17 protein-coding genes are annotated in these 15,811 nt (G+C 72.8%); 7 read left to right on the top strand and 10 right to left on the bottom strand.

What is annotated here, in order from left to right; all coding sequences use genetic code 11:
- The first annotated feature begins 13 nt into the window (after window positions 1-13).
- Window positions 14-574, top strand: coding sequence for an FxsA family membrane protein (fxsA, locus tag AB0E02_RS18730; protein WP_362140696.1), 561 nt, complete (start codon window positions 14-16; stop codon window positions 572-574).
- Window positions 575-750: 176 nt separating this feature from the next.
- Here the strand turns inward: fxsA and AB0E02_RS18725 are convergent, their stop codons facing one another.
- The 4 genes from AB0E02_RS18725 to AB0E02_RS18710 all read right to left on the bottom strand — a co-directional run bounded on the left by AB0E02_RS18725 (window position 751) and on the right by AB0E02_RS18710 (window position 4,306).
- Complete coding sequence (locus tag AB0E02_RS18725) at window positions 751-1,128, bottom strand: RNA polymerase-binding protein RbpA (protein ID WP_026170122.1); 378 nt, start codon at window positions 1,126-1,128, stop codon at window positions 751-753.
- Window positions 1,129-1,386: 258 nt separating this feature from the next.
- Window positions 1,387-2,787, bottom strand: coding sequence for an MFS transporter (locus AB0E02_RS18720; protein WP_362140695.1), 1,401 nt, complete (start codon window positions 2,785-2,787; stop codon window positions 1,387-1,389).
- Between the two features lie 44 nt (window positions 2,788-2,831).
- Window positions 2,832-3,632: a glycerophosphodiester phosphodiesterase family protein gene (locus AB0E02_RS18715; protein ID WP_362140693.1), complete on the bottom strand. Its 801-nt coding sequence runs from the start codon at window positions 3,630-3,632 to the stop codon at window positions 2,832-2,834.
- A complete protein-coding gene (locus AB0E02_RS18710) occupies window positions 3,629-4,306 on the bottom strand; it encodes a hypothetical protein (RefSeq protein WP_362140690.1) in 678 nt (225 codons plus the stop codon). Before AB0E02_RS18710 ends, AB0E02_RS18715 begins: the two co-directional genes overlap by 4 nt.
- Window positions 4,307-4,413: 107 nt before the next feature.
- On the opposite strand from AB0E02_RS18710, the gene AB0E02_RS18705 reads away from it, so the two are divergent.
- Window positions 4,414-5,919: a PLP-dependent aminotransferase family protein gene (locus tag AB0E02_RS18705; RefSeq protein ID WP_362140688.1), complete on the top strand. Its 1,506-nt coding sequence runs from the start codon at window positions 4,414-4,416 to the stop codon at window positions 5,917-5,919.
- Between the two features lie 32 nt (window positions 5,920-5,951).
- Here AB0E02_RS18705 and AB0E02_RS18700 read toward each other — a convergent pair whose 3' ends face one another.
- Both AB0E02_RS18700 and AB0E02_RS18695 read right to left on the bottom strand, forming a co-directional pair.
- Window positions 5,952-7,622 (bottom strand): hypothetical protein, encoded by a 1,671-nt coding sequence (locus tag AB0E02_RS18700; RefSeq protein WP_362140685.1) that lies wholly within the window; start codon window positions 7,620-7,622, stop codon window positions 5,952-5,954.
- A gap of 155 nt (window positions 7,623-7,777) precedes the next feature.
- Window positions 7,778-7,972 carry a hypothetical protein gene (locus AB0E02_RS18695; protein WP_030412631.1) on the bottom strand — a complete coding sequence of 65 codons (195 nt, stop codon included), beginning with the start codon at window positions 7,970-7,972 and terminating at the stop codon, window positions 7,778-7,780.
- A gap of 228 nt (window positions 7,973-8,200) precedes the next feature.
- Here AB0E02_RS18695 and AB0E02_RS18690 point away from each other — a divergent pair, with 228 nt between their 5' ends.
- The gene (locus tag AB0E02_RS18690; protein ID WP_030804071.1) at window positions 8,201-8,641 is read left to right on the top strand and encodes a YchJ family metal-binding protein; all 441 of its coding nucleotides are present in this window, start codon (window positions 8,201-8,203) and stop codon (window positions 8,639-8,641) included.
- Window positions 8,642-8,654: 13 nt separating this feature from the next.
- On the opposite strand, the gene AB0E02_RS18685 is transcribed toward AB0E02_RS18690, so the two are convergent.
- Both AB0E02_RS18685 and AB0E02_RS18680 read right to left on the bottom strand, forming a co-directional pair.
- Window positions 8,655-9,038 carry an RNA-binding S4 domain-containing protein gene (locus AB0E02_RS18685; RefSeq protein WP_362140681.1) on the bottom strand — a complete coding sequence of 128 codons (384 nt, stop codon included), beginning with the start codon at window positions 9,036-9,038 and terminating at the stop codon, window positions 8,655-8,657.
- Window positions 9,039-9,104: 66 nt separating this feature from the next.
- A complete protein-coding gene (locus AB0E02_RS18680) occupies window positions 9,105-10,229 on the bottom strand; it encodes a Ku protein (protein ID WP_362140678.1) in 1,125 nt (374 codons plus the stop codon).
- 30 nt (window positions 10,230-10,259) lie between these two features.
- Between AB0E02_RS18680 and ligD the strand changes: the two genes are divergently transcribed.
- Both ligD and murJ read left to right on the top strand, forming a co-directional pair.
- Window positions 10,260-11,153: a non-homologous end-joining DNA ligase gene (ligD, locus tag AB0E02_RS18675; RefSeq protein ID WP_362140677.1), complete on the top strand. Its 894-nt coding sequence runs from the start codon at window positions 10,260-10,262 to the stop codon at window positions 11,151-11,153.
- A 63-nt stretch (window positions 11,154-11,216) separates the two neighbouring features.
- Window positions 11,217-12,854 (top strand): murein biosynthesis integral membrane protein MurJ, encoded by a 1,638-nt coding sequence (gene murJ / locus AB0E02_RS18670; RefSeq protein ID WP_362140875.1) that lies wholly within the window; start codon window positions 11,217-11,219, stop codon window positions 12,852-12,854.
- A 34-nt stretch (window positions 12,855-12,888) separates the two neighbouring features.
- On the opposite strand, the gene AB0E02_RS18665 is transcribed toward murJ, so the two are convergent.
- The gene (locus AB0E02_RS18665; RefSeq protein WP_362140674.1) at window positions 12,889-13,077 is read right to left on the bottom strand and encodes a hypothetical protein; all 189 of its coding nucleotides are present in this window, start codon (window positions 13,075-13,077) and stop codon (window positions 12,889-12,891) included.
- A 43-nt stretch (window positions 13,078-13,120) separates the two neighbouring features.
- Window positions 13,121-13,291 carry a hypothetical protein gene (locus tag AB0E02_RS18660; RefSeq protein ID WP_362140672.1) on the bottom strand — a complete coding sequence of 57 codons (171 nt, stop codon included), beginning with the start codon at window positions 13,289-13,291 and terminating at the stop codon, window positions 13,121-13,123.
- Window positions 13,292-13,430: 139 nt separating this feature from the next.
- Here AB0E02_RS18660 and AB0E02_RS18655 point away from each other — a divergent pair, with 139 nt between their 5' ends.
- Complete coding sequence (locus tag AB0E02_RS18655; RefSeq protein WP_362140669.1) at window positions 13,431-14,060, top strand: class I SAM-dependent methyltransferase; 630 nt, start codon at window positions 13,431-13,433, stop codon at window positions 14,058-14,060.
- Window positions 14,061-14,289: 229 nt separating this feature from the next.
- Entirely contained in the window at window positions 14,290-15,453 is a 1,164-nt protein-coding gene (locus AB0E02_RS18650; protein ID WP_362140873.1) for an MFS transporter, read from the top strand.
- Window positions 15,454-15,811 lie beyond the last annotated feature (358 nt).

Raw genomic sequence — 15,811 nt, 5'->3', positions numbered from 1 at the left:
GCACACTTGAGGCATGACGTTCGGAGCCATGCCCCCGCCGAGTCCCCGCCCGCCCCAGCGCTCGCGCGCCCGCCGGTTCGCCCCCCTGGGCATCGCCGCCTGGATGGTGCTGGAGATCTGGCTGCTGACCCTGGTCGCCGGGGCCACCAACGGCCTGACCGTCTTCCTGCTGCTGGTCGCCGGGGTGATCGCCGGCGGGTACGTGATCAAGCGGGCCGGCCGCCGTGCCTGGCAGAACCTCACCGAGGGCCTCCGGGCGGGCGCCGATCCGGCCGCCGAGCAGCCGGCGCCGTCGGGCAACGACCGCCAGGGCGGCGGCAATACGCTGCCCATGGCCGGCGGTCTGCTGCTGATGATCCCCGGACTGGTCTCCGACGTCCTCGGGCTGCTCTGCCTCTTCCCGCCCACCGGCCGGCTGATCCGGCGGCGGGCCGAGAAGCTGCTGAACCGGCCGGTCTCCTACGCTCCGGGGTCGTTCGGTGACGCCTTCCAGCAGGCCCGGATGCACCGGCCGGACGGCAAGGTCGTCCAGGGCGAGGTGGTCCGCGACGACGAGCCTCCCCCGAGCTCTTAAGGAGCAGGGAGGTGCCCCCACCCCCGCGCCGCCAGGACCCGCCGCTGACCGGCTGAGCAGCCGGCCGGCCGAGGAGCCGGCCGGCGCACGCCGGAAGACGACAAGGGCCGGGGCCACTGCACTTGTGCAGTGGCCCCGGCCCTTACGCGCTGGTGTTGCGGCCGCAGGTCGTGCCGTCAGGCGGACTTGCGGTTGCTGTCGCGCGGATGCACCGCGATGTTCATGGTGCCGGAGCGAAGGACCGCCAGCCGTTCGGCCAGCACCTCCTCCAGCTCCTCGCGGGTGCGCCGCTCCATGAGCATGTCCCAGTGCGTACGCGCGGGCTTACCCTTCTTCTCCTCAGGGCCGTCGCCATCCACCAGGAGCGAGGGTGCACCGCACACCTTGCACTCCCACTCCGGCGGAATCTCGGCCTCAACCGAGAACGGCATCTCGAATCGATGTCCGTTCTGGCATGCGTACTCCACCGCCTGGCGCGGGGCCAGGTCGATGCCGCGGTCGGTCTCGTAGCTGGTCACCACGAGGCGCGTGCCGCGGAGAGCTCGCTCACTCATGAATCGTGCCTCCCGGGCTTGTCGCCCACAGGACAGGTGTCGCTGTCGTCGTCATCCGGTCAACGTCCGGTCGGCGGTGAAGATTCCCGTAATCGGGACATGTGCGTCGCCCGTCGTGCCGCCCCTTGTTGTACCCACCGGCGCCCGGTTTGTCACATCTGGCAGCAGATGTCACCCAGCGCCTTCCTTGCTTGAGCGCGCAGTAACGGTCCGCCTGGTGAGCCAAAGGCGTATACTACCGGCCCGCGCGCCCCGGGGCTAAATCCGATCAGGTACCGGGTTCCCGGCCGCCGCGATCGCCCGCTCCACCGGCACCCTCGCCAGCAGGACGAACCCGATCACGAAGAAGGCCGCCAGGGACACGATCGCGGCCCGGTAGCTCCCCGACAGCTGGTAGGCCACCCCGAACACCAGCGGGCCCAGCCAGCTCACCCCGCGGTCGCTCATCTCGTACGCGGAAAAGTACTCCGCCTCCTTGCCGCGCGGGACCAGATGCGAGAACAGCGACCGGGACAGCGCCTGGCTGCCGCCCAGTACCAGCCCGATGCCGGCGGCCAGCGCGAAGAACCACACCGGCGCCCGCGCGGGCAGCACCCAGCCGGCCGCGACCGTCAGCGTCCAGGCCGCCAGCGAGCCCAGGATCGTCCGCCGGGCGCCGTGCCGCCGGGCCAGCCGGCCCATCAGCAGGGCGCCCGCCGCGGCCAGCACCTGCACCAGGAGGACCGCCATGATCAGCGTCGTCTGGTCCAGGCCGAGCTCCTCGGAGCCGTAGACCGACGCCTGGGTGATCACCGTCTGCACGCCGTCGTTGTAGACGAGATAGGCCAGCAGGAACGACAGCGTGAGCGGGTGCCGGCGCATGTCGCGCAGGGTCTCCCGGAGCTGGCGCCAGCCCTGGCCGAGCGGGCCGCCGCCCGTCTCCGCGCGGCCGGGATCGGGGGCGGTACGGGAGCCGGGGGCCGTCGCGGCCCGCCGGTCGCGCAGCCGCCGCAGCGGGATCAGCGAGAACGCGCCCCACCACAGCCCGGCCGAGGCCAGGCAGATGCGCACGGCGACGCCCTCGGAGACGCCGAAGGAATCGTGCGCGCCGTAGAGGACGAGATCGGCGACGAGCACCAGCGCCCCGGAGACATAGCCGAACGCCCAGCCCCGCGAGGACACCGCGTCCCGTTCGTCGGGCGTCGCGATCTGCGGCAGGAAGGAGTTGTAGAGCATCGACGACACCACGAAGCCGACGTTCGCGACGACCAGCAGCGCCCCGCCCAGCAGATAGCGGTCACCACCCAGGAAGAACATGCCGGTCGTCGCCGCGGCGCCGGTGTACGCGCACACGCCCAGCAGCGGCTTCTTGCGGCCGGTCCGGTCGGCCAGCGCCCCGGCCAGCGGCATGACCACCACGGACAGCAGCAGCGACACCGACACCGTGTACGCGTAGAAGGAGCCGGCGCGCACCGGGACGCCCAGCGGGTGCACGAAGCCGTGCGGGTCCGCGGCGGCCCGGGCCACCGACGTCAGGTACGGGCCCAGGAAGACCGTGAGCACGCTCGTCGAGTAGACGCTGTTCGCCCAGTCGTACCAGTACCAGCCGCGTTGCTCGCGGCGCCGGGCGGCCGTCTCGTCGACGACCCCGGCCACGGCCTCTGCGCTCTGCACGCCCACCCCCGTCTTCCCGTCCCCGTTCCGCCGCGGACGGCCCGGGGGCGTCAGACCCAGCTCCCCCGCTCGGTCAGCACCGTCCGCAGCGTCTCTATCTGGTCGGTCATGATGCCATCCACCCCCAGGTCGAGCAGGGCCTTCATCCGATCCGCGTCGTTGACGGTCCAGACGTGGACCTGCATGCCCAGGGCGTGCGCGGCGCGCAGGAAGAGCGCGTCGACGACCGGGAGGCCGGTGTGCCGCTCGGGGACCTGGACGCAGACCGCGCTGCGCCGCACGGCCGCGCCCAGCAGCCGGTCCAGCGGCAGCGCCCCGCGCCCGTACGAACGCATCCGCAGGCCGGCCACGCCGCGGGTGCCGAGCGAGCTGGCCATCCGGCCGCCGGCCAGCCGCTGCGCGCGGGCCACCCGGGCCTCCGAGAACGAGCCCACGCACACCCGGTCCCAGGCCTGCGTGCGGCGCAGCAGGTCCAGCAGCGGCTCCAGTGCGGACTCCGCCTTGAGGTCGACGTTCCAGCGCGCCTCGGGGAACTCCTCCAGCAGTTCCTCGAAGAGCGGGAGCGGCTCGCGGCCGTCGACCCGGGCCCGGCGCACGGCCCGCCAGGGGAGGTCCGCGATGGCGCCGCGGCTGTCGGTGACCCGGTCCAGGGTCGGGTCGTGGAAGGCCACCAGCCTGCCGTCCGACGTGGTGTGCACATCGGTCTCCAGATAGCGGTAGCCGAGGCCGACCGCGCGCCGGAAGGCGGCGGCGGTGTTCTCCAGGCCGTCCGCGGCCCCGCCCCGGTGGGCGAAGGGCAGCGGTGCGGGGTGGTCGAGGTAGGCGTGGCGGAGGCGTGCTGCGGTGGTCACTTCCGCAGTATCGCGCGCGCAGGTGAAGACCCGGTGCCGGCCACCACACGGGACGGTGCCGGGGCAAGGCCGGAGATCGCGAAGCGGCGGAGGAAGAACTGCGCCAGCGGGCCGATGGCCAGGGCGTAGAGGACCGTGCCGACGCCGATCGAGCCGCCGAGGAGGAAGCCGGCCACCAGCACCGTCACCTCGATGCAGGTCCGCACCAGGCGCACCGGGCGGCCGGTCCGCAGATGCAGTCCGGTCATCAGGCCGTCGCGCGGGCCGGGCCCGAACCGGGCCGCGATGTAGAGGCCGGTCGCCGCGCCGTTCAGGACGACCGCGAAGGCGAGCAGCGGGATGCGGGCACCGAGGGAGGACAGTTCCGGAAACCAGGCCAGGGTCAGGTCCATCACGACCCCGAGGATCACCACGTTCGACACCGTGCCCAGACCGGGGCGCTGGCGCAACGGGATCCACAGCAGCAGGATCAGCGCGCCGAAGGCGACGGTGACCGTGCCGATCGACAGCCCCGTATGCCGGGATATGCCCTGGTTCAGTACGCTCCAGGGCTCCAGGCCCAGATCGGCGCGGAGCATCAGCCCCATGCTCACGCCGTACAGCACCAGCCCCGTGTAGAGCTGGACCAGCCGGCGCGCCAGTACTCCGCGCGGCGAGCCGGACTCCCTCGTCATGGACACGAAAATTCCCCCTCATGGCAGGATTGGACCGAGGCATGACACCATGTGGCATGTCCGGGCTCGCGAAGTAGAGCCAATTGCGGGAAGGTGGACTGATCTTCATGGCCCAGTGGACTTCGGCCGTCGGCGCGCCCCAACTCGCCCGGCTGCTCCGGTCGCAGGACTCCCGCGAGGTCCAACTCGCGGGCGGCGGACGCCGGTTGCCCGCCTACCGCGGCCTCGCCGACGGCATCCGCCTCCTCGTGCTCGAAGGCCGGATACCGGTCGCCGCCCGGCTCCCCGCCGAACGCGAACTGGCCGCCGCCTTCGGTGTCAGCCGCACCACCGTCGCCGCCGCCTACGAAGCACTGCGCGCCGAGGGGTTCCTGGAGTCCCGGCGCGGCTCCGGCAGCTGGACCGCCGTCCCCGCCGGCAACCCCCTGCCCACCCGCGGCCTGGAGCCCCTGCCCCCCGAGGCCGCCGGCTCCATGATCGACCTCGGCTGCGCCGCCCTCCCGGCCCCCGAGCCCTGGCTCACCCGCGCCGTCCAGGCCGCGATGGCCGACCTCCCGCTCTACGCCCACACCCACGGCGACTACCCGGCCGGCCTGCCCGTCCTGCGCCAGGCCCTGGCCGACCGCTACACCGCCCGCGGCATCCCCACCATGCCCGAACAGATCATGGTGACCACCGGCGCGATGGGCGCGGTCGCCGCCATCTGCCGGCTCTGTACCAGCCCCGGCGAGCGGGTGGCCGTCGACTCGCCCTCCTACGCCAACATCCTCCAGTTGATGCGGGACGCCGGCGCCCGGCTCGTCCCGGTCGCCCTCGGGGAGCGGCTGACCGGCTGGGACATCCCCGTCTGGCGCCAGGTGATGCGCGACGCCGCGCCGCGCATGGCGTACGTCGTCGCCGACTACCACAACCCCACCGGCACCCTCGCCACCGAGGACCAGCGCCGCCGCCTCGTCGACGCCGCCCGCTCCGCCGGCACCCTGCTCGTCGTCGACGAGACCATGACCGAGCTCCGGCTCGACCCGGAGACCGAAGCCCCGCCGCAGGTCTGCTCGTTCGACCCGGCCGGCAGCGCGGTGATCACCGTCGGATCGGCGAGCAAGGCGTTCTGGGCCGGGATGCGGATCGGCTGGGTGCGCGCCGCCCCCGACATCATCCGCAGCCTGGTCGCCGCCCGCGCCTACTCCGACCTCGGCTCACCGGTCCTCGAACAGCTCGCCATCGCCTCGCTGCTGGAGGGCGAAGGCTGGGAGCAGGCCGTCGGCATCCGGCGGGACCAGGCCCGGGAGAACCGCGACGCCATCGTCGCCGCGCTCCACCGCCACCTCCCGGACTGGGAGTTCAGCGTGCCGCACGGCGGCCTCACGCTCTGGGTGCGCACCGGCGGACTGTCCGGCTCGCGGATCGCCGAGGCGGGGGAGCGGCTGGGCGTACGGGTGCCGTCCGGCCCGCGGTTCGGCGTGGACGGCGCCTTCGAGGGCTTCGTCCGGCTGCCGTTCACGGTCAGCGGAGCGGTCGCCGACGAGGCCGCGGCCCGGCTGGCGGGCGCCGCGCGACTGGTCGCCACGGGCGCGCCGGTGGACACCGAACCACGGCACTCCTTCGTTGCCTGACGGGCCCTCAACTGCCGGGCGTGGTAGGAGGATCAACCCTCCGCGCGCAGTGCCTCCACCGAGCCGCCCCGGGCCGTCCGGGACTCGCCGCCCTTGACGATCGACACCCGGGGCACCGGTCCCACCGGCTCGGCGGCGGCCGCCGACGCGTCCCCCGCCGGCTCCTCGCCGGCCGGGACCACCCGCTCCGGCAGCAGGGCCAGCACGGCCTGCCGGTGTGCCTCGCCGGTCGCCTCGTCCAACGGGTCGGGGGTCGCGGGCACCTGCAGACGCAGCACCTCGGCGGTCCCCAGCCGCACGTAGCCGCGCCCCGGCGGCACGCTCGCCGTCGGCGTGGTGTGCGGCGGCGCCCCGAGCACCGCCCGCACCTCCTCCGCCGTGGCGGACCCGAGCACCACCCGCGCCTTGGTGTGCGCCCGCACGGCCTCGCCGAGCAGCTCGGCGTTCTCGAACTGCTCCGCCACCACCACCGTCACCTGGGCCGCCCGGCCGTGCCGCAGCGGCACCTGCAGCCACCGCTGAGGATCGTCCCGCCCTTCCGCGGACGCGAGGTGGGTCAGCGCCGACGGCCGGTCCACCAGGATCCACAGCGGCCGCCGGACATCCTCCGGTACGGGCCGGCCGGCCTGCCGCGCACGGTTCGCGGTGACCAGCCGCCGCTCGGTCTCCTGCGCGGCCCACTCCAGCGCCGACAGCGCCCCGGCCAGTCCGCTCTCCACGCCCAGCACGCCCCGGCGGCCGGCCAGGCAGCCGAACTCACCGGCGCCGCCGCCGTCCACGACCAGCAACTCGCCGTGCTGCAGCGCCTGCAACGCGATCGAGCGCAGCAGCGTCGTACTGCCGGCGCCCGGCGGCCCCATGGCCAGCAGATGCGGCTCCGTGGAGCGCTGGCCGGTGCGCCACACCACCGGGGGCGCGTCCCGGGTCCCCGCGTCGCCGTCGACCGGCAGCGTCCGCCGCACGGCGTCGGCGTCGGTGAACCCGAGCACCGTCTCGCCCGGTGAGGTGACGAAGCGCTGCGCGGTGATGTCGGTCGGCAGCGCGGCGAGCGCGGTCACGGTCAGCTGGTTGGTCAGCTCGTCCCAGGCGAAGTGGTACTCCCGGCCGCGGCCGGCCTTGGCGTACAGCACCTGCTCGATGCGGACCCGGGACTGGTCCTCACCATCGGTGAAGTACGGCGGGTACTTCAGCCGGAGCCGCGCCAGCCGCCCGTCGTCGAAGGCGTACTCGGGGAACGCCGCCGTCCAGTCGCCGCCGGGCGCGTACAGCGGACCCGGATCGCCCTCGACGGCCAGATACGGCACCAGCGCCTCGTACAGCGCCCGCAGCCGCTCGGTCTCCGCCTCGCTGGGGCCGGTCTCCACCGGGACGCGTTCCCGCCCCGCCCAGGCCCCCGCGATCATCGTCGCGATCAGCGCCAGCAGCGGCCCGTACGGCACCAGCGCCACGATCAGCACGCACGCGCCGATGAAGAACAGCGCCGGTCCGCGCTGCTCCTTGGGCGTCTCGGCCCACCGCCCCCGGCCGGCCACCGCCAGCCGGCGCAGCCCCCGGCCGATGGTGATCAGCGGGTGGAACACGTCCGAGGCGCCGTCGGCGGCACTGCGCGCGAAATCGCGTCCGCGCAGCAGCGACACGCTCTGCGCCACACGGGCGAGCGGTACGCGGTCGGTCAGGATGCGGGGCAGAGGACGCCGGGCCACATCGTCTCCAGGTGCTCGTGCGGTGGTCGGAGGAGCTCGGTCGGGCGGCGGGCCGGGGGCGGGCGGCGCGTGGCGGCCGCCCCGCCCCCTGGCCGCTGATCGGGAGGGACCCGAAGGGGGAGGGACCCCAGGGGGCACCCCCCGGGGAGGCATCCCTAAAGCTTGATCCCCCCGAGGAGGCTCGCCAGGCTCGCCCCGCCGGCCTTGATGCTCGGCGCGATGGCGGAGCTCGCGAGATAGAACCCGAAGAGCGCGGAGACCAGCGCGTGGGACAACTTGAGGCCGTCTTTGCGGAAGAACAGGAAGACGATGACACCGAGCAGGACGACGCCGGAAATGGACAGAATCATGGGGTGTTCTCTCCTGGGTGGTGGGGACGGTCACCTTGAGTTCTTCCAGCCTCACAGGTCGCATCAAGCCATAAGAAGCCGCAAACGGGTGATTTGTCGTTGAAATTCCCTATATGGGCGCAGCTTCAGGGCGTGTCGCCCCGGCGTGTCCGGCACCACCGCCCGGCCGGCCCCCGTGCACCCCCGGCGCGTCGCGAACCGCCCCCGCCGACCCGGCACAATCGTGGGGTGCCGAAGTCCAAGAAGAAGCCGGCCGGCCCGCCGCGCCGCCCCGCCGCCGTGACCCCCGCCGCGCCCTGCCCCTGCGGCCGCGCCGCCACCTACGGCGACTGCTGCGCCCCCTTCCACCAGGGCAGCGCCGCCGCCCCGACCGCGGAGCGGCTGATGCGCTCGCGCTACAGCGCCTTCGCCGTAGGGGACACCGGCTACCTGCTGCGCACCTGGCACCCGTCCACCCGGCCGGCCGCCCTCGACCTCGAACCGGCGCAGCGCTGGACCCGCCTGGAGATCCTGGGAGCCACCGGCGGCAGCGCCTTCCACACCGAGGGCACGGTGGAATTCCGCGCGCACTACACCCTGCACGGCCACGCCGACAGCCAGCACGAGCACAGCCGCTTCGTCCGTCAGGACGGAGCCTGGGTCTACCTCGACGCGCTCCCGGACGCCTGAGGAACCCGCGGGGTCAGTCGATGCCGTGCCCCCGCAGCTGGTCGATCTCCCGGCGGTCGCGCTTGGTGGGACGCCCGGTGCCGCGGTCGCGGAGGCCCATCAGCGGGATCTCCTCGCGGGGCGGGGGCGGCGGGCTGTTGTCGACGAAGCACTCCGCGGCGACGGCCGCGCCCACCCGCTTGCGCACCAGCCGCGAGACCACCACGATCCGCTCCCGGCCGGCGTGCCGCAGCCGCACCTCGTCGCCGCTGCGCACGGCGTGCGCCGGCTTCACCCGCTCGCCGTTGACCCGTACGTGCCCCGCCCGGCAGGCCGCCGCGGCCAGCGAACGGGTCTTGGTGAGCCGCACGGACCAGATCCAGCTGTCGATACGGGTGGTCCCCTCGTCTGAAGCCATACCGAAACTCTAGAACGGGCGGGGGAGGAGGAAAGCGCGCGGCCGGGGCCCGCCGCGGGTGAAGACCTAGCCGGACTTCTTGGCCGCGCCCCTTTTGGCGGTGCTTTTCTGCGCGGCGCTCTTCTTGGCCGCACTCTTGCCCGCCGTGCTCTTCGCCGTCGCGCTTTTCGCCGCTCCGGTCCTCGCCGCCGTGCTTTTCTTCGCCGTGCTCTTCTCCGGGGCGGACTTCGCCGTGGACTTCGTGGCCGTGGTCTTCGCCGTCGTGGATTTCTTGGCGGCGGCCTTCTTCTCCGGTGCCTTCTTCTCCGCTGCCTTCTTGGCCGGTGCGTTCTTGGGTGCGGCCTTCTCCGCCGCCCTCCGCCCCCGTATCGGTGTCACGGACGCCGACTCCGCCTCGCCCTCCGCGGCGTCCGTCCGCCCTTCCCGCGCCGCCCGCACGCTCTTCTCCAGCGCCGCGGTCAGATCGATGACCCGGGCGGACGGCCCCGGGGCGGCCTGAGCGACCGGTTCCTCGCCCTCCAGCTTGGCGGCGACCAGCTCCTCCACGGCCTCCCGGTACTCGTCGTGGAGTTCGGCCGGGTCCAGCTCACCCAGGGAATCCATCAGGGTCTCGGCCAGCGACAGCTCGTTCTCGCGGATCTGCACGGCCTCGGGGGCCACGCCGGCGGCCGGCCGGATCTGGTCGGGCCACAGCAGCGCATGCATCACGATCGCCCCCTCGTACGCCCGCAGCATCGCCAGCGACTCCCGGCCGCGCATCGCCACCTTGCCGATTGCGACCTTCCGGTGGTGCTCCAGCGCCTCCCGCAGCAGCGCGTACGGCTTGGTGGCGGCCGCCCCGTTGGGGCCCAGGTAGTACGCCTTGTCCAGCTGGAGCGGGTCGATCTCGCCGGGGTCGACGAAGGACAGGATCGTCAGCGTCTTGGACGTCGGCATCGGCAGTCGCGACAATTCGTCGTCGCTGACCGGCACGATGATGTCGTCGCCCGGCGGCTGGTAGCCCTTGCCCACCTCTTCGTTCGGGACTTCCTCACCATCGAGCTCACAGATCTTGCGGTACTGGATCTGCGCCCCGTCCTTTTCGTGAATGCGGACGAAAGAGACCGACGAGGTCCGGTCCGTGGCGCTGTACGTCTTCACGGGGATGGTGACCAGCCCGAAGGAAATTGACCCATTCCAGATAGAACGCATATTTCATCCCTTGTGTGGGATTCTCATCGTATGTCGCCGATCACCATGGTGGAGGGGCGGCGCCTCTCGCTGACCAACCTGGACAAGGTCCTCTATCCGGAGACCGGCACCACCAAGGGTGAGGTGCTGCACTACTGCACCACCACCGCGGACGCGCTGCTCGCGCACCTGCGGGACCGGCCGCTGTCCTTCCTGCGCTATCCCGACGGGCCCGACGGCCAGCGCTTCTTCACCAAGAACGTGCCACCCGGCACGCCCTCCTGGGTGAAGACCTGCGACGTCCCCCATTCGACGTCCGGACCCACCCGGCAGGTCGTGATCGACGGCCTCGCCGCCCTGGTCTGGGCCGCGAACCTGGTCGTCGAACTGCACACCCCGCAATGGACGTGCCGGGCACCCGGCATCGCCGACCGGCTGGTGTTCGACCTGGACCCCGGTGAGCCCGCCACCATCGTGGAGTGCTGCCTGGCGGCCCGGTGGCTGCACGCCCGGCTGGGCGCCGACGGCCTGGACGCACACGCCAAGACCAGCGGCTCCAAGGGGCTGCACCTCATCGTCCCCATCGAGCCGGCCCCGTCCGAACGGGTCACCGCCTACGCCCGGCACCTCGCCGTCGAGGCCGCCCGGGCCCTGCCCGACCTCGTCGTCCACAAGATGACCAGGTCGCTGCGCCCGGGCAAGGTCTTCATCGACTTCTCGCAGAACTCCGCCGCCAAGACCACCGCCGTCGCCTACACGCTGCGCGCCCGCGCCACCCCCACCGTCTCCACCCCCGTCACCTGGGACGAGGTGGCCGACTGCACCGACCCGGCCCAACTCACCTTCCTCTTCAGCGACATCGCCCCCCGCCGCGCCGCCCACGGCGATCTGCTCGCCCCGCTCCTGGACCCCGACCGTGCCCGACCGCTACCGGGAGCGGCATAGATTGTCCCCATGATCGAGGGGACATCGGACGACACCATGCAACTACGCCTCACCGGCCCGGAGATGGCCGCCGGCAAGGCGACCACCGGCGAAGAGGAACCCGCGGGCGGGCTGGCCCGCTCCTCGCTCCTGATGGCGGTGGGCACCGTGGTGTCCCGCGCCACCGGACTGTTCCGCAACGTGCTCCAGGCGGCCGCGCTCGGCACCGGACTGCTCGCCACCACCTACAACACCGCCAACGTCGTCCCGATGAGCCTCTACACCCTGCTGATCGGCGGCGCGCTCAACTCCGTGCTCGTACCGCAGCTGGTCCGGGCCCGGGCCGAGCACCCGGACGGCGGCCGGGCCCACGAGCAGCGGCTGGTCACCCTCGTCCTCAGCGTGCTCGCGGTGGGCACCCTGCTCTCGGTGTGGGCCGCCCCGCAGATCGTCGCGCTCTACACCCCCGACACACCCCGGACCCACGCCGCCTTCACGCTCACCGTCGTCTTCGCCCGCTTCCTGCTCCCGCAGATCTTCTTCTACGGCCTCTTCTTCATCCTCGGCCAGGTCCTCAACGCCCGCAGCAAGTTCGGCGCGATGATGTGGACGCCGGTCCTCAACAACGTGGTGCTGAGCGCGATGTTCGGCCTCTACCTCGGGCTGCTGGCCGGCCCCGACCGGATCGAGGACATCACCCCCGGCCAGATCGATCTGCTCGGCCTCGCCACCACCGGCGGCATCGCCCTGCAGGCCCTGGCCCTGGTCCCGTTCGTGCACGCGGCCGGCTTCCGCTTCCGGCCGCGCTTCGACTGGCGGGGCAGCGGCCTCGGCAAGAGCCTCACCGCGGCCCGCTGGACGCTGCTGTTCGTGCTCGCCAACCTGGCCGCGATGACCGTCGTCACGCACTACGCCGGCTCCGCCGACCGGCAACTCCCCACCGCGGGCGTCGGATACACCGCCTACAGCTACGCCCAGACCATCTGGACGCTGCCGCAGTCCATCGTGACCGTCTCCCTGGTGACCGCCCTGCTGCCCCGGATGAGCCGGGCGGTCGCCGAGCACCGCCTGGACGACCTGCGAAGCGACCTCTCCCGGGCCCTGCGCGTCAGCGGCGTGCTCATCGTCCCGGCCGCCTTCTTCTTCGTCGCGCTCGGCCCGCAGACCGCCCAACTGCTGTTCGCCCACGGCTCGGTGAACGCCGCCTCGGCCGCACCCGCCGGCCACATGCTGCAGGCCTTCGGCCTCGGCCTGATCCCGTTCTCCGCCCAGTACCTGCTGCTGCGCGGCTTCTACGCCTTCGAGGACACCCGTACGCCGTTCTGGACCGGCGCCGGCATCGCCGCCCTCAACATCGCCCTGGCCACCGCCTGCCACCTGCTGCTGCCGGCCCGCTGGGCGGTCACCGGCATGGCCGCCGCCTACACCGTCGCCTACGGGGCCGGGCTGCTGCTCACCGCGCTGCTGCTGCGCCGGCGCCTCTCCGGACGCCTCGACGGCCGCCGGCTGTGCCGGACCTACGGCAAGCTGACCGGCGCCGCCGCCGTGGCCGGCGCGGTGGCCTGGGCCGTGGCCCGGGCGTGCTCCGGGGCTCCCGTCCCGCACTTCTGGGCCCCCGTCCTGGCGCTGGTCGCCGGCGGCCTCACCATGGCCCTGCTCTTCCTGGCGCTCGCCCGGCTCCTCAAGGTCACCGAACTGCGTACCCTGCCCGGCATGCGGTGACCCCCAGACCGGTGGCTCACCTCGCGCCGGCCGGTCACACGGCGTGCGGCCGGGCCCAGGACGCCCGGCCGGCCGCCTCGATCCAGCCGATGACGGCCCGGACCGTGGCGTCGCCCAGCCCCGAAATCTCCGCGACCGCGACCGCGTCGTCGGCCTCCGGCGCGATGCCGGCGGCGGTCAGCGCGACCTGGAGGTCCGGCCGCCGATGACCGGGCAGTGCCACCGGGCCCTGCAGCCGCTCCTCGGGACGCGGCGGCAGCGGCCGGTCATCGGCCCGCCAGGGCAGCGCCCGGCACCCGGTCCTCCGGACGGGGCGGCGGCAGCCGCAGATCGGGCGGCAGCGCAAGGGTGTCCAGCCGGTCCTCGGCACGCGGCGGGGCGAGCGTGTATTCCGGTGCCGCGCCGTACGGCGGGGGAGTGGGACGGTCGAGCGGCATCGGGACCTCCACGGCTCGCGGGAACGGATCAGCTCTGACAACCCTCCGGAAGCCGCGAATGCCCCGCCTGGTTGCGGCGCACGCACGGATTCACCCGATGGGACCACGCGGAACCGGCCGGGCCGGTTACGGTGACCCGATGCCGCTCACCGACGCACCGGCGCCGCCGGATCCGTACTGGAACCACAACGTGCACTACCACCGGCTGGTGCTGGACGCGGTGCCGGAGGGCTGTGCGCGGGCGCTGGACGTCGGCTGCGGTGACGGCCTGCTGGTCCGCAAACTGGCCCGGCGGATCGGCGAGGTGACCGGCGTGGACCGCTCCGCCGCGATGCTGCGGCTGGCCCGCGAGAGCAGCGCCGGAGCCCCCAACGCCACCTTCCTGGCCGCCGACTTCATGGCGGAGGGTGCCCTGCCGGGCGGCTACGACCTCGTCACGGCCGTGGCAGTCATCCACCACACGGAGTTCGCCGCCGCGGCCCGTCGTCTGACCGGTCTGCTGGCGCCCGGCGGCCGGCTGGTGGTCGTCGGGCTGGCCGCCAACAAAACCCCCTGGGACTGGCTCGTCAGCGGCGCCGGCCTCCCCGCCGCCCGCCTCCGGACCCGCCGTCACGGCGGCAAGTCCGGGCCACCCGGCATGCCGGTCATGGACAGCGTCATGACCTGGGGCGAGGTCCGGCGCGCCGCCCGCGCCTGCCTGCCGGGCAGCCGTTACCGGCGCCATCTGCTGTGGCGCTATTCGCTGGTATGGGACAAACCGCGGGGCTGACGCCGTGAGGTGACGCCTTGACGTGACGCCGTGAGGTGAAGCAGGCGACGCTGTGACGTGATGCCGGCGACGCCGTGAGGTGACGCCGGTGACGCCTTGATGTCGCGTGCTCTTCGAAGCGCACGCCATCACACATTCTGAAACGATCGATCCAAAATGCTGTACAGTCCTGTCCGTCCAAGTAATGTAATGATCAGTCCAGAAAGGTGAGGTGGACGGCCGGATGACCATGCCGCGCCCTGTATATGTGCTGGCCATGGGGGTTTTCGCCATGGTGACCAGCGAGTTCGTGGTGGCCGGGCTGATGCCCCAGATGGCCGCCGGACTGACGGTGAGCGTCCCTCGGATCGGCTATCTCATCACCGCCTTCGCGGTGGCCATGTCGGTCGGCGGCCCCTTCCTCGCCGTCGCCGTACTGAAGCTGCGCCAGAAGACGGCGCTGATGCTGCTGTTCGGAATATTCCTGGCCGGCAACGTGCTGGCCGCCCTCGCCCCGGACTACGGGACGATGCTGGTCGCCCGCATCGTCACCGGGGTCGCCTCACAGGCCTTCTTCGGCGTCACCGTCTCCCTCTGCGTCCAGCTGACTCGCCCGGAGATCCGCGGCCGGGCCATCGCGGTCGCCATGAACGGGCTGATGCTCGGCACCCTGCTGGGACTGCCGCTGTCGACGGTCGTCGGGGAACGCCTCGGCTGGCGGGCGGCGTTCTGGGTGATCTCGGCCATCGCCGTACTGGCTGCGCTCGCCACCCTCGCCGGCGTGCCGCGCCTGGGCCGGGCCGAGGGCGGCGGCAGCGTACGGGAGGAACTCGCGGCCTTCCGGAAGCCCCGGCTGTGGCTGGTGCTGTCCACCAGCACCCTGATCATCGGCGCCACCTTCGCCGCGTTCAGCTACTTCCACCCGCTGCTCACCGAGGTCACCGGCTTCTCGGCGGGCACCGTGCCGCTGCTGCTCCTCGGCTACGGTGCCGCCACCGTCGTCGGCAACACCGTCGTCGGGCGACTGGCGGACCGGTACACCGTCGGCGTCCAGTTCGTCGGACTGACACTGAACGCGCTCTTCCTCGCCGCCTTCGCCCTCCTCGCCGACCGCGCCGTACCGGCCGTGCTGCTGATGACGGGGATCGGACTGGTCGGCGTCACGATGAACCCGGCCATGGCCGTAAGGGTCCAACGGGCCGGAAACGCCGGCCCGTTGGTGAACACCGTGCACTCCTCCTTCATCACCCTCGGCGTCATCGTCGGCTCCTCCGCCGGGGCCCTGGCCATCGCCTCCGCGGGCCTACGGGCCCCGTTGTGGCTCGGCGCGGCCCTGGCGCTCCTGGGCCTCGCCACGCTCCTCCCGGAACGGGGTCGCCTCTTCCCGGCACGGGGTCGCCTCCCACGTACCTAGCTTTCCCGCGGTTGCGCTTTGCGGCGCCCCCGCACGTACCTGGCTTTCCCGCCGCGGGGCGTCTCGCCGTTGCGCTTTGCGGCGCCGCGTACGTAGCTGTCCGTCCCGCCGCGGGGGTTGTTCGCCGTTGCGCTTTGCGGCGCCCCGCACGTAGCTGTCTGCTGCGCCGCGGGTGTTGTTCGCCGTTGCGCCTGCGGCGGGCTGGGTTTGTGTTGGGTGCGGTGACGGACCTCCGGGGCCTTGTTCGTGGACTGCTGTCGCTTTACGTCCACGAACAAGGCCCCTCCGGCCCGTCCCCTCCCGTTGGGGGAGTGTGCGGGTGAGTGGGGGCGCGCGTCGTGGAGGATGCACCTGGTGT

Origin of the sequence: Streptomyces sp. NPDC048196 (genome assembly GCF_040652715.1) — a bacterium.
Lineage (GTDB): Bacteria > Actinomycetota > Actinomycetes > Streptomycetales > Streptomycetaceae > Streptomyces > Streptomyces siderophoricus.
Note: the sequence above shows the minus strand (reverse complement) of the source record. Positions and strands in the feature narration are given on the sequence as shown.